Source organism: Pseudomonas sp. R32, from assembly GCF_009866705.1.
In the GTDB taxonomy this organism is placed as follows: domain Bacteria; phylum Pseudomonadota; class Gammaproteobacteria; order Pseudomonadales; family Pseudomonadaceae; genus Aquipseudomonas; species Aquipseudomonas donghuensis.
Genome location: NZ_CP019396.1, coordinates 924,933 through 937,449, shown reverse-complemented (window position 1 = coordinate 937,449; position 12,517 = coordinate 924,933). Strand labels below are relative to the sequence as shown.

The following is a 12,517-nucleotide window of genomic DNA, read 5'->3' as shown; positions in this document are numbered from 1 at the left end:
GTCTCAGCGAATTTCCTGGTAGGAAGATGCCTGCCAGGTGATAGGCGCTGCCAACCCGGCAGGCGGCATCAAGGTGCCGCCCTTCACCGCAGAGAAGCCAGCGCCCTGGCTGCCCAGCGAAACAGCCCGCTCGCCCTTCTCCGACTCGGTCAGCACGGTGTAGGAATGCGTGCGCATTGCCTGGTACTTGCTGTCGTCGCGCGCGAGCACCTGGTGATAGGCCTGCAGGTCGCGCTCGCCGAGGTTGAGCATTTTCTGCAGTTTCACTCCCCAACGGGTCAGGCACACTTCAGCAAAATGGCGAACGATCAGGCCCGGCTCGGCCAGCACCTTGCCACCGGCGGCACCATCGGCTGCAGCATTGCCCACCAGAGTGGCATGGCGCCCGGGCATCGGGTAGACATGGCAACGGGTGCTGGCATGGGTCTTGGGGATCACGCAGGAGAAACCTTTGGAGCGTTCGTCGCGGGAGAAGAAGCCAACGTACTGCTTGACGTTTTCGCCCAGTTGCACCCGGTGGTGGTCGAAGTTGCCAATGCCTGGTACCGGATCGATGGCGAAAATATTCACCGCAAGCTTCTTCAACTCACTATCGCCAAGCAGGGCATTGGCCAGCATGTGACAGCTGACGCCGCCTCGGCTCCACCCCACCAGGTTGACCTGGGTGGGGATGATGCCGTCCTTGCGAAATTGCTTGATGATCTGCTCCTGGAGCATTTGCGGCGTAATCTTGCGGTTGCCGTAGTTGTAGGTGCGCCAGAACCAGGAAGCCGTTGCCGTCGAGTTGGGGATTGGGACGCCAGCGGCTTTCAGGCGCTGATACTCCTCCTCACTCAGTTCCGTGCGCTGCCAGTTGCTCTCGCCCTTGATGATCTGCAGTGCATGCTGGACATTTTCCTCCCAGCCTTTGCCAAACAGGGTCTGGTTCCAGTTGTAGTAGCCACCTGGCTCCACGAACAACTCATCGGCCTGCAGGTTGCCACTGCCTGGGCCGTCGACGGCAATCCAGTGGGCATACTCCTTGCCCTGGTCGTTGGAGGCCAGGGTCGAAACCAGCTCGCCATTCCAGAAGTTGGGGTTCTTGTCGTCGAAACGATGAGAGCCGGTGCCACAAAAGTAAACGGTCAAAATGCTCATGTCATGATCCTGTCAGGTTGAGGACCAGCACACGCTATTGCAGCCCGAGCGCCACCGACAGACGGAAAGAAACCCTGACAGCGGGCACCCCGCTGTCAGGGTCAGCGCCTCAGTAGACCTGAACCCGCCAGAGCTCGCGCGAAGCCGAAGCCGGCGACATCGGCAAGCGACCATGCAGGGTCTGGTAGTTGTCGATCAGAACCAGATCGCCCTCGACCCACTCATGGGCGATCAGGCAATCCTCGTCATAGACCAGCGCATTGAGCTGCTCGAGCAAAGCCTGCTGGGCTTGCGCCTCGAACCCGTGCACTTCCTGGCTCAAGGTCTGCAGGGTCGACTCGGTGCCTTCCTGGTAGCGCAAAATACGTTCACCGGTGCGCGGGTGCAGGTCCACCAGGCTGTAGCTACGCGGCGAGCCACCGAAGTAGGTCATGCGCGTGTAATAGGTAATGTCCACGGCCTGCCATTGTCGGGCTACCTGGCTGCCGACCTTGCGCAGGGCATTGCGGCTGTCGACGATGGTGGTCTGGCCTTCACCCGGCTGCGGCGCGGTCTTGCAATAGAGCATGAACTTGCTCGCGCAGAACTTCGGATCACGCTGCACCTGGGCATCGCTGGCCGGCAGCATGTTCAGGTCCCAGTGCAGTGGCGTCTTCTCCAGCGAGTGCACCACGCCCTCGGGCTTGTCCGCCGGCTTGACCACATGCACCTTGCCGAAGGCCCATTGGTAGATGGTGCCGAAACGTTCGCAATCGCGGGCGAAGCTGTCGCGGTCTTCGAAGGTGCAGCCGCGCAGGCAGACAAAACCGAAGGTTTCCACCAAGGCTTCGAGCAATTGCGTCGAGAAACGCTCAAAGCCCAGGCCCAAGGGGGCGCGTACCAGCAAGCCGAACAACGGGCGCTTCTGGAGCTCGAATTCAAAGCCCTGCAGCGCCTCGCCGGTGGTTTCGTGGTACAGCCAGGGGCGCCCCTGGTACTGCACCAGCAGGTGCCGGTCGATATCCACTTCAGCCCGGGTGCGCAGCGTTTGGCTGCCATCCAGATGACGCACCGGCACCGCATGCCAGGGGCTGGAAACCCGTGTCAGGCCATCAGCCAAGGCCAGGGTGAACTTCGGCCCGGCATTGTCGTACTGATGCACCGACAGACGAATGTCGTCCGGGAAGAAGCGATTGACCGCGGCATTCAGCGCTTGCCCGCGGAACATCATCTGATAGGCCTTGTAGCCGATCTGCAGCAGGTGCTCGTCTTCGCTCTGCCCCGCTTCGCGGCACAGACGCAGGTCGTTGTAGAGGTGGCTGCAGAGCTTGTCGTGGGCATGACTGAGGGTCTCGTCATGGCGACTCTGCGCGATCAGCGCCTCGACGTTCTTCCACGGCAGCCGGGCCTGCTTGACCAGCGTGGCGCGCACGGCATCGGCGCTGCTGGCCTGGGGGAACAGGTCTTCCATGCTTACCCAGTTGATCGTGTGGGTGGTGCACAACTCGCGCAATGCCTGGTTGTAGGCTTTGCGCACGTCGTCGGGCACGCCGACGATATCGTTGAAGGTCGTGCCGTCACTCAGGATCGATACCACGCAACCTGGCGCGTACAGCGCCGCGATCTCCTGGCCCAGTTGGTCCAGACGCTCGATGGCCATGGCTTCGCCGTAATCTGGCAGCACACCGAACGTCTGGTCGCGGGCATTCGGCGACTTGCACGGGAAGCCCGGCAACACCAGGCGTACCGGCGCCTGTTGATCGTAGAAGTGGGCAAGGCTGGTGGCCAGGCTGGCCCGACCTGCCCTGTCGAACCGATCGTCGTTGTCCTTGAGCAGATAACCTGCCAGCACATCGCTGACCGCCTTGATCCAGGTGTCCTTGTGTTGCATGACCTTTCTTCCTTGAGAGGTGGTGTATCAGAGCGGGCTGGCAATAGCGCCAGCCACGCAGGTTGGGTTGGCCCGCTGCACGGCATGCAGCAGGTCTGCCGGTTGATCGCAGTACAGGTCCGCCGTCTGTGCTTGCAAGGCATAGGCCCGACCGTAGCCCCAGGTCACGCCAGCGGCGTGCATGCCGGCTGCGCGTGCGGTCATCAGGTCGATGACGGTATCGCCGACGAACAGGCAGCGGGAGGGTTCCACCGCCAGATGCCGGGCCGCTTCCAGGGCAGCATCCGGCTGGGGTTTGAGCGGGTGGCCACGGCGCTGGCCAAGAACGATTTCGAAGGTGTTTGAGGGGAACAGCTGCCCAGCCACCTGCAACGCCATGTCGTGGGCCTTGTTGGTGACGATGGCCATCGGCAATTGCAATTGGCGACAGCCCTCGAGCATTTCCAGCACGCCCTCGAACGGTCGCGAGAACTGCACCAGGTGCTGCTGGTAGCAGGCGATGTAATGGGTATGCAGGGCCTTGTCATCGGCAATGCCCAGGCGCGCGGCGACACGCTCGAGCATCGCCCCGGTTCCACCGCCGACATAGGCGCTGATGGTCTCCCGTGGCAGCGGCTGATAGCCCTGATCCTGCAGCACCCGGTTCAGGCACCAGACGATGTCCGGCAAGGTATCGACCAAGGTACCGTCGAGGTCGAAAATCACGGCATCTGCCGTCAATGCTGGAAGCATCATTGCGCACTGGCGTAGTGGCAGGGGCGGCCCTGGCGGAACACCAGGCGGCTGTAGCGCTCGTCGATATTGCTGCGCTTGTCGAGCATCACCACCCCGCGGCGCTTGATCGCTACCGAGTGCCAGGGCGTACGCCACAGGTCGCTGGTGGGCACCAGGCGGATGCCGATCTTCTGTGACACGGCCAACTGCGGGTGAATCGACAACCGCAGGCACTGTGGGTAGCGCGCCTGCAACAGCGCGCTCCAGGCTTCGCTGCGCTGGATCACCCGTTGCGACGCCGGCTTGGCGATCTTCTTCACGGCGTTGAGGCTCATGCCGGCGAACTCGGCAAGCCCCGAGTAATCCTCGGACAGAAAACGGTGAATGCCGCAGTACATCAGCATCATGTGTGGCTCATCCTGAAAGCGCTGACCCAGTGCGATCAGCGACTGGCCATACTCGATCATCAGCTCCTCGCGCATGGAGTCCAGGCAGCCCAGTTGCGGGTAGGCATCCTTGAGATCGAACAAGGCGAAGCTGTGCGGATAATGCTGCTCGGCGTAACGCTGGATTTCGTCGGTGTAAGCCTTGACGTGGGCATCGGGCACACGCACCAGGTCGGAAAACACGTAGCCGTCGGAACAGATGTGAATCAACGCGCCCGGCGCATACAGCGCCTGGATTTCAGCGCACAGGTGCTGCAGTTCATCGATGGCGTGACGCTCGGCAAGGTCCGGTAGGTGGCTGAGGGTTTTCTGCCGGTTCGGCGACTTGCCCGGGAAGGCTGGCAGGACCATTTCGATGCGCTGGCCGGCCTCGATCGCGCTGAGGACTTTATCCAGATGCGGCTCGAGCACTTCAGCCGACAACTCGTCGTCCTGGCCCGGTGCCAGGCTGCGGCGGCGGAACAGGCAGTCGAGCACCTGCAAGGCGGTATCGAGGTGCGCAGAGGTATGGCGTTCGCGCAGCAGCGCGAGGCACGCCCGTTGAGCAACGGCGTTTGGCTCGGTCATGGACAATCCCTTGTGTGGTCAATCACGGCCAGCATCCTCTGGCCATACGCAGATACTCCTTACCCGCGCCGCGCTAAAATCCGGCAAACCCCGGGTACTTGTCAACAGCAGATTCGGTCGTTGTGGCGTTCACTATCGATCGCGGGACAAGCCCGCTCCTACAGGGTTGATGCAATTCCTGTGGGAGCGGGCTTGACCCGCGATGAGCCCACCGGCACAAACAAAAACGCCCCAGGCTCTGCAGCCTGGGGCGTTTTTGTTACACGCGGATGAATCAGTGCGCGTAAGTCAGCAACAGCTCGGTCGGCACCTTGGTGTCCAGCGACATCATCACGCTCAGGGCAGTGATGGTGAAGATCGAGAACACGAACAGCTTGCGTGCCCACAGGCGATCGTCCACTGCCTTGTAGCCGGTCCAGGCCATGTACAGCCAGTACATGCCCATGGCGGCGGCAACGGCCATGTAGCTCATGCCCGCGTAGCCGCCCAGGGTCAGCATCAGGGTCGCGACCAGGAACGCCACGATGTACCAGAGGATGTGCTTCTTCGCCACCAGGATCCCACGCTTGACCGGCAGCACCGGAATCGATGCGGCCAGGTAGTCGTTGAAGCGGAAGATCGCAATGGCGTAGGAATGCGGCATCTGCCACAGGCTGAACATCACCAGCAGGGTCAGTGCAGCCAGGTCGAAGCTGTTGCTCACCGCGCAGTAGCCGATCACCGGAGGCATGGCACCGGACAGGCTGCCCACCAGGGTGCCGTGCACCGATTTGCGCTTGAGGTACAGGCTGTAGAAGCCGACGTAGATGACAAAGCCGATCAGGCCGAACAGCGCCGCCAGGGCATTGGCCTGCACATACAGCAGGCCAAGGCCGGCCACCCCAAGCAGGGTGGCGTAGGCCAGCGCGACGTTCAGCGAGATCTGGCCCTGGACCATCGCACGGTTCTTGGTGCGCTCCATCTTGATGTCGATGTCACGGTCGATGCAGTTGTTGAACACGCAACCGGACGCCACCACCAGCGAAGTGCCAATCACCGTGGCCAGGAACAGCATGAAGTCGACATGCCCTTGCGCGGCAAGGAAAAAACCGCCTGCCACAGAAAGCACGTTACCGAAAATGATCCCCGGTTTGGTGATTTGGATAAAGTGCTTAACGGACATGTCGTCTTACCTCACTTCGCCATCATGCTGGTGTGGATGCTGAACATGATCCACAGCGACAGGCCGACCAACAGTGCAATGACCATCGCTGTAAACAGGAAGGTCGACACGTTGGAGCGCTGCTCGGCGGAACGGTCCATGTGCAGGAAGTACACCAGGTGAACCACGACCTGAATGACCGCCAGGGCCACCACGATCATGATCGTGATGTCCTTCGGCATGCTCGGGAACATCACCAGGCCGAACGGAATCGCCGTCAGGATCACCGACAGGATGAAACCGATCACGTAGGACTTGACGCTACCGTGGTTGCCCTCGGCGTGGCTGTTATGTGCGTTAGCCATTTACAGAACCCCCAGCAGATACACGACGGTGAACACGCAGATCCAGACCACGTCCAGGAAGTGCCAGAACAGGCTCAGGCAGCTCATGCGGGTCTTGGCGGTACCGGTGATACCGTGCTTGTTGATCTGGTACATCATCACCGCCATCCAGATCAGACCTGCGGTCACGTGCAGGCCGTGGGTACCGACCAGCGCGAAGAACGCCGACAGGAAGCCACTGCGCTGCGGGCCGAAGCCCTCGGCGATCAGGTGATGGAACTCATAGACTTCCATCGCGATGAAGCCGGCACCGAACAGGAAGGTGACAGCCAACCAGCCCAGCACGCCGCCCTTGTTGCCTTTGAACATCTGCAACATGGCGAAGCCGAAGGTGATACTCGAGAACAGCAGCAGTGCGGTTTCGACCGCGACAAAGTCCAGCTGGAAAATGTCGTGACCCGACGGGCCGCCGGCAAAACTGCCGGACAGCACCGCGTAGGTGGCGAAGAGCGACGCAAACAGGATGCAGTCGGTCATCAGGTACAACCAGAAACCGAATACGGTCATCTGGCCCGAGTCGTGGTGGTGGTCGTCATGCCCATGGTCGTGACCATGAGCATGAGTATCAGCGTTAATTACATGACTGGACATTGATTAAACCCGTTCAAACGATTCGACACGTGCGCCAACCGGGGTACCGGTAGCCAGGCCCAGGGACTTCATGCGCTCACCTTCGATGCGCGCCACTTCCTCGGCTGGAACCATGTAGCCCTGGTCGTCACGAGCAGCGTGGGCGACGAAGACCGCGATGGTACCGATCAGGCTTGCGCCGACCAGCCACCAGATGTGCCAGATGAAGGCGAAACCGAATACGGTGAGCAAGGCACCCATGAACACACCGGTAGAGGTGTTGTTCGGCATGTGGATCGCTTCGTACTTGGCTGGAACCTTGTAAGCCTTACCGGCTTGCTTGGTTTCGTGCCATGCATCCAGATCGACATTCTCAGGCATGCTGGCGAAGTTGTAGAACGGCGGTGGCGACGAAGTCGACCATTCCAGGGTACGGCCGCCCCATGGGTCGCCGGTCACGTCCATGTTGTCCTTGCGGTCGCGGATCGAGACGTACAGCTGGATCAGCTGGCAAGCGATACCGAACAGGATCAGCACGGCGCCGAACACGGCTACGTACAGGTAGGGTTCCCACAGTGGGTTGTCGGAGTGGTTCAGACGACGGGTCATACCCATGAAGCCCAGTGCGTACAGCGGCATGAAGGCCACGTAGAAACCGGAGATCCAGAACCAGAAGGCAGCTTTGCCCCACTTCTCGTTCAGGGTGAAACCGAAGGCTTTCGGGAACCAGAAGGCGAAGCCGGCAATGTAGCCGAACACCGCACCACCGATGATCACGTTGTGGAAGTGAGCGATTACGAACAGGCTGTTGTGCAGGACGAAGTCAGCACCTGGAACAGCCAGCAGTACGCCGGTCATACCACCGATCGAGAAGGTCACCATGAAGCCCAGGGTCCACAGCACCGGTGCGGTGAAGCGCAGACGGCCCTGGTAGATCGTGAACAGCCAGTTGAACAGCTTCACCCCGGTCGGAATCGAGATCAGCATGGTCGCCAGACCGAAGAAGGTGTTGACGCTGGCGCCCGAACCCATGGTGAAGAAGTGGTGCAGCCATACCGCAAAGCCCAGTACCGCGATCGCGCCCGAAGCGTAGATCATCGACTTGTGGCCAAACAGGCGTTTGCCGGCGAAGGTCGAGGTGACTTCCGAGAACACACCGAAGGCCGGCAGGATCAGGATGTAAACCTCAGGGTGACCCCAGGCCCAGAACAGGTTGACGTACATCATCGGGTTCCCACCAAGCTCGTTGGTGAAAATGTGGAAGTCCAGATAACGGTCAACAGTCAGCAGAGCCAGTGCAGCGGTCAGGATCGGGAACGAAGCGACGATCAGCACGTTGGCCCAGGTGCAGGTCCAGGTGAAGATCGGCATGTCCATCAGCTTCATGCCAGGAGCGCGCATTTTCAGCACGGTGGCGAGGAAGTTGACACCCGTTAGCGTCGTACCCAGACCCGATAGCTGTAGCGCCCAGATGTAGTAGTCGACACCCACGCCAGGGCTGTACTGGATACCCGCCAGCGGTGGATAGGCGACCCAGCCGGTCTTGGCGAACTCACCAACACCCAGGGAGACGTTGACCAGCACGACGCCGGACACCAGCAGCCAGAAGCTCAGGGAGTTCAGGAACGGGAAGGCAACGTCACGTGCACCGATCTGCAGAGGCAGGGCCAGGTTCATCAGGCCGGTGAAGAATGGCATTGCCATGAAGATGATCATGATCACACCGTGAGCGGTGAAGATCTGGTCATAGTGTTCGGGAGGCAGGTAGCCCTCGGAACCGCCGGTGGCCATGGCCAGCTGCGTGCGCATCATGATGGCGTCGGCAAAGCCGCGCAGCAGCATGATCATCGCGACGATGATGTACATCACCCCGATTTTCTTGTGGTCGACCGAAGTCAGCCACTCGGACCACAGGTAGGTCCATTTCTTGAAATAGGTGATTGCACCGATCAACGCAATACCGCCGAGCGCGATCATGGCAAGTGTCACCATGACTATCGGCTCGTGATACGGAATCGCATCCAGACTTAGTTTACCGAACATCTCTTACTCCTCTGCCCCAGCAGCTGAATGCATAGTCACGTCCATCCCTTCGGTACCGGCCGCTTCTTTGCTCTGCTCTTTTTCGTGGACCGGCCGACCGCGGTTCATGCCTTCGTACTTGTCGACGATGGACTGGAACTGCTCAGGCGAGGCCACGCTGTACAGCGCGACTGGATTGTTTTCGCTCGTTTTGGCCAATGCCGCGTATTCAGCCGCATCCAGCTGTTTAGGCGATTGCTTGACTTCGTTCACCCATGCTTCGAAATCAGCCTGGGAGGTGGCGGTTGCCTTGAACTTCATACCGGTGAAACCAGCACCGCTGTAGTTGGCGGAGATACCGTCGAACTCACCGTTCTCGTTGGCGATCAGGTGCAGTTTGGTGGTCATGCCAGCCATTGCGTAGATCTGCCCGCCCAGGCCCGGGATGAAGAAGGAGTTCATCACCGAATCGGAGGTCACGCGGAAGTTGACCGGGGTGTTGGCCGGGAAGACGATCTTGTTGACCGTGGCGATGCCTTGTTCCGGGTAGATGAACAGCCATTTCCAGTCCAGGGCGACCACGTCGATCTGCACCGGCTTCACGTCGGAAACCAGCGGACGATACGGGTCCAGCTCATGGGTGGTCTTGTAGGTGACGTAACCCAGGGCAATGATGATCAGCACCGGGATGGTCCAGACCGCCACTTCGATCTTGGTCGAGTGCGACCAGTCCGGGGTGTAGGTGGCTGCCTTGTTGGAAGCGCGATACTTCCAGGCAAACGCCAGGGTCATGAAAATGACAGGAATCACCACCAGCAACATCAAGCCGGTAGCGATCAGGATAAGGTTCTTTTGCTCAATGCCGACCTGGCCCTTCGGGTCGAGCAGGGTCCAGTTGCACCCACTGAGTAAAAGCATGCCTAAAAAGGGCAGAATGCCAAACAGTCTGGGGTAACGCTTTTTACTCATCTCACGACCTCTAGAGCAGCTTGCTTCAATGCAATTTGTGTTTTGGTCGCCAACACTTCGTCCTGCCAAGCGTCAGCATTTATGGGATCGAATACGGTCATGCCTTGAGGCCAGCTGCGGCGGCTCGGCATAAACCGGGTATTACGGTGTTTATTGTTTTGACTTCAGTAGGCAACAGGCCTGTCTTCAGACCAATTCCATTTGGTGCGGGAAATCACGGAGGGGGGTCAGCCCGGCATCGCCGCAGGCGATGCTCGTCAGAGTCAGCGAAAAGAGCCTGGGCTCCTTTAATCCTGCGACTCGCAAGCGGTGCCGAACGGAAATTGGGGGCGATTGTAGATAGGTAACCAATCGTTGACTATGACTTATTGAGCAACAGTCCTTTACCGATTACGTAACAATAGCGCCTGAAAAATCAGTTTCGCGACAGTTTGTCGCACCCCTTCCAATACCCCTGGAACGCCCGTTTTACAAGGGCCGAGACTTGATCAGGATCAAGTCTGGTGCGACAAACTTTGCAAATCTCATTGCGCAACGGACTTGCGTCAATACATGACTTTTGTCTAAGCCTGGCGGCGGTTGCGGTAGATGCCCAGAGGCACCAGAACGGCGGTCAGGATAAAGGCCGCCAGGGCCCATTGCGCCAGGGACAGGCCCATGACCGGCGGGTACGGCGTGGAGCAGAAACCATCGACCTGGAACACCAGTGGCAGCACCGACGCCAGCGGCAGGCCGTCGACGATCGGTTGCAGGGTATCGATGCCGCAACTGACCGCTGGATTGGCCAGAATGTACACATGATTACCGGCAGCGGCGATACCGCCGATGGCGCTGAGCACCACCAGGCCTTCGAGCACGGTCAGGCTGCGTTTGCCGGGCATGGCCGCACCGATGAAGGCAAACAGCGCGATCAGCAGCAAGGCATAGCGTTGCAGGATGCACAGCGGGCATGGCGCCTCGCCCAGCACGATCTGCATGTAAAGCGCCCCGCCGATCAGGGCCAGGCAGATCACCCCCAGCAGTACCAGAAAGCGCCGTTCCCGATTCAGGCGCGATGTTTGCTCGTTCATTGCTGTTCCTTCGTAGACTGGATGGCTCGACTGCCGATACGCAATTCTACACGCTGAAGCAGACCATAGAGAGCGGCAAAAGTGCCGCGCCAGGCCCTCGTGGAGAGAAGCGAAGAGCAGAATACTGATTTGCCACTATCTTAGTCCTGTGGATTACCCTATCATTAACACTGTACAAATAAACAGTATCGAATACATCGATTACCAAAGGCATGTGAGGTGATGAATGGCCGTCGAAGTGGTATACCGCAGCAGCCGCGACCTGGAGCGCTTGTTCATGGATAAAGCCGAAGCAGACCGTCACGACAAGATGCTCGAGCTGGCCGAGCTGTTGGCCGAGGTCCTGAAGAAAGCCGTGCCTTCGCTGAGCGAACAGCAGGTCGAGGATGCCGGTATCTATATGGCGAAAAACCGTGATGTGTTCGCCAAGGCCTTCAAGAGCCAGCCCGACGCCCTGTCCGAGTTGCTCAACGACAGTACCGCCGAGTAACCGTCTTCAGTTGTAGATCAACTGCTCGGCCAGCATCTGCGCCACCCGCGCCGGCGAGCGCTTCTCGGCCTGGGCATGAGCGAAGACCTCGGTCAGGCGCAAGGGGATGCGCGCCAGGTGCGCGGTAATGGTGCTCAGGTCCTCGCCACGGTGCCTGAGCGCCACGTAGATCAACCCGCCGGCATTGATCACGTAATCCGGGGCATAAAGGATGCCGCGGCTTTCCAGCTGATCGGCCACCTGCAAGGTGGTCAACTGGTTGTTGGCCGCCCCCGCCACCGCCGCACAGCGCAACTGCATCACGCTCTGCCCCGTGAGCACCGGCCCTATCCCGCACGGGGCAAAGATGTCGCAGGGTGTGCTGATCAACATCTCGTTGGCCACCGGCCGGGCATTGAACTGCTCAATGGCCAGTTGCACCCGCCCCGGGTCATGATCACTGACCAGCAACTCGGCACCCGCTGCATGCAACTGCTCAGCCAGCGCATAACCGACATTGCCCAGGCCCTGCACGGCAATACGCAAACCTTCGAGGTTATCGCTGCCCAGGCGTGCCATCGAGGTAGCGCGAATGCCGGCGAACACACCCATGGCCGCATGCGGCGAGGGGTCGCCGGCAGCGGTGGTGCTGGTGACATGCTGGGTGGTCTGGGCGATGCAGTCCATGTCCAGGGTCGAGGTGCCGCTGTCCACGGCCGTAATGAAGCGCCCCTGCAGGGTATCGACAAAGCGCCCGAACGCCTCGAACAAAGCTGCACGGTTTTCCACATGGGGGTTGCGAATGATCACCGCCTTGCCCCCGCCCAACGGCAACCCTGCCAGCGCAGCCTTGTAACTCATGCCCTGGGCCAGGCGGATGGCGTCGATCATGGCGCTGTCGTCGTCCGGGTAAGCCAGGTAGCGGCAACCTCCCATGGCCGGGCCCAGGTGTTCGCTATGAATGGCGACCACTGCTTTGAGGCCGGTCGGCGGATCGATGCACAGGTGCAGCGACTGCGTGCGGGTGCTTTGCATGAGAGCGAACATCAACGGGCTCCTCGATGAGGTGCTGATCCCAGTATAGGTCGCGCTTTCACGCCTGATGACAACACTCGGACCACTGGACGAAAAGCCGCGC

At 60.1% G+C, this 12,517-nt stretch carries 12 protein-coding genes; 1 reads left to right on the top strand and 11 read right to left on the bottom strand.

Features of this window, described 5'->3' with window-relative positions; translation table 11 throughout:
- Positions 1 to 3 precede the first annotated feature (3 nt).
- The 10 genes from PspR32_RS04185 to PspR32_RS04140 form a co-directional block, all read right to left on the bottom strand.
- Positions 4 to 1,137 carry a hypothetical protein gene (locus tag PspR32_RS04185; protein WP_010223508.1) on the bottom strand — a complete coding sequence of 378 codons (1,134 nt, stop codon included), beginning with the start codon at positions 1,135 to 1,137 and terminating at the stop codon, positions 4 to 6.
- Positions 1,138 to 1,246: 109 nt separating this feature from the next.
- A complete protein-coding gene (locus tag PspR32_RS04180) occupies positions 1,247 to 3,007 on the bottom strand; it encodes an isocyanide synthase family protein (RefSeq protein WP_010223509.1) in 1,761 nt (586 codons plus the stop codon).
- Between the two features lie 27 nt (positions 3,008 to 3,034).
- Positions 3,035 to 3,739 (bottom strand): HAD family hydrolase, encoded by a 705-nt coding sequence (locus PspR32_RS04175; protein WP_036993883.1) that lies wholly within the window; start codon positions 3,737 to 3,739, stop codon positions 3,035 to 3,037.
- Positions 3,739 to 4,734, bottom strand: a complete 996-nt coding sequence (locus tag PspR32_RS04170) for an isocyanide synthase family protein (RefSeq protein ID WP_010223511.1) — start codon at positions 4,732 to 4,734, stop codon at positions 3,739 to 3,741. The genes PspR32_RS04175 and PspR32_RS04170 overlap by 1 nt, the downstream gene beginning before the upstream one ends.
- A 274-nt stretch (positions 4,735 to 5,008) precedes the next feature.
- A complete protein-coding gene (gene cyoE, locus PspR32_RS04165; RefSeq protein WP_010223512.1) occupies positions 5,009 to 5,896 on the bottom strand; it encodes a heme o synthase in 888 nt (295 codons plus the stop codon).
- An 11-nt stretch (positions 5,897 to 5,907) separates the two neighbouring features.
- Positions 5,908 to 6,240, bottom strand: a complete 333-nt coding sequence (cyoD, locus tag PspR32_RS04160; protein ID WP_010223513.1) for a cytochrome o ubiquinol oxidase subunit IV — start codon at positions 6,238 to 6,240, stop codon at positions 5,908 to 5,910.
- On the bottom strand, positions 6,241 to 6,870 hold the full coding sequence (locus PspR32_RS04155) for a cytochrome o ubiquinol oxidase subunit III (protein WP_026001353.1): 630 nt from the start codon (positions 6,868 to 6,870) through the stop codon (positions 6,241 to 6,243).
- Positions 6,871 to 6,873: 3 nt separating this feature from the next.
- Positions 6,874 to 8,892: a cytochrome o ubiquinol oxidase subunit I gene (gene cyoB / locus PspR32_RS04150; RefSeq protein ID WP_010223515.1), complete on the bottom strand. Its 2,019-nt coding sequence runs from the start codon at positions 8,890 to 8,892 to the stop codon at positions 6,874 to 6,876.
- A 3-nt stretch (positions 8,893 to 8,895) separates the two neighbouring features.
- A complete protein-coding gene (gene cyoA / locus PspR32_RS04145; protein ID WP_010223516.1) occupies positions 8,896 to 9,840 on the bottom strand; it encodes a ubiquinol oxidase subunit II in 945 nt (314 codons plus the stop codon).
- Between the two features lie 563 nt (positions 9,841 to 10,403).
- Entirely contained in the window at positions 10,404 to 10,910 is a 507-nt protein-coding gene (locus PspR32_RS04140; protein ID WP_010223517.1) for a disulfide bond formation protein B, read from the bottom strand.
- Between the two features lie 226 nt (positions 10,911 to 11,136).
- On the opposite strand from PspR32_RS04140, the gene PspR32_RS04135 reads away from it, so the two are divergent.
- A complete protein-coding gene (locus tag PspR32_RS04135; protein WP_010223518.1) occupies positions 11,137 to 11,400 on the top strand; it encodes a YebG family protein in 264 nt (87 codons plus the stop codon).
- 6 nt (positions 11,401 to 11,406) lie between these two features.
- Here PspR32_RS04135 and PspR32_RS04130 read toward each other — a convergent pair whose 3' ends face one another.
- The gene (locus PspR32_RS04130) at positions 11,407 to 12,426 is read right to left on the bottom strand and encodes a Leu/Phe/Val dehydrogenase (protein WP_010223519.1); all 1,020 of its coding nucleotides are present in this window, start codon (positions 12,424 to 12,426) and stop codon (positions 11,407 to 11,409) included.
- Positions 12,427 to 12,517 lie beyond the last annotated feature (91 nt).

What these genes read in the sequence shown, in the direction of transcription:
- PspR32_RS04185 (WP_010223508.1), bottom strand. Translation starts at nt 1,137, where the DNA reads ATGAGCATTTTGACCGTTTACTTTTGTGGCACCGGCTCTCATCGTTTC.
- PspR32_RS04180 (WP_010223509.1), bottom strand. Translation starts at nt 3,007, where the DNA reads ATGCAACACAAGGACACCTGGATCAAGGCGGTCAGCGATGTGCTGGCA.
- PspR32_RS04175 (WP_036993883.1), bottom strand. Translation starts at nt 3,739, where the DNA reads ATGCTTCCAGCATTGACGGCAGATGCCGTGATTTTCGACCTCGACGGT.
- PspR32_RS04170 (WP_010223511.1), bottom strand. Translation starts at nt 4,734, where the DNA reads ATGACCGAGCCAAACGCCGTTGCTCAACGGGCGTGCCTCGCGCTGCTG.
- cyoE (WP_010223512.1), bottom strand. Translation starts at nt 5,896, where the DNA reads ATGTCCGTTAAGCACTTTATCCAAATCACCAAACCGGGGATCATTTTC.
- cyoD (WP_010223513.1), bottom strand. Translation starts at nt 6,240, where the DNA reads ATGGCTAACGCACATAACAGCCACGCCGAGGGCAACCACGGTAGCGTC.
- PspR32_RS04155 (WP_026001353.1), bottom strand. Translation starts at nt 6,870, where the DNA reads ATGTCCAGTCATGTAATTAACGCTGATACTCATGCTCATGGTCACGAC.
- cyoB (WP_010223515.1), bottom strand. Translation starts at nt 8,892, where the DNA reads ATGTTCGGTAAACTAAGTCTGGATGCGATTCCGTATCACGAGCCGATA.
- cyoA (WP_010223516.1), bottom strand. Translation starts at nt 9,840, where the DNA reads ATGAGTAAAAAGCGTTACCCCAGACTGTTTGGCATTCTGCCCTTTTTA.
- PspR32_RS04140 (WP_010223517.1), bottom strand. Translation starts at nt 10,910, where the DNA reads ATGAACGAGCAAACATCGCGCCTGAATCGGGAACGGCGCTTTCTGGTA.
- PspR32_RS04135 (WP_010223518.1), top strand. Translation starts at nt 11,137, where the DNA reads ATGGCCGTCGAAGTGGTATACCGCAGCAGCCGCGACCTGGAGCGCTTG.
- PspR32_RS04130 (WP_010223519.1), bottom strand. Translation starts at nt 12,426, where the DNA reads ATGTTCGCTCTCATGCAAAGCACCCGCACGCAGTCGCTGCACCTGTGC.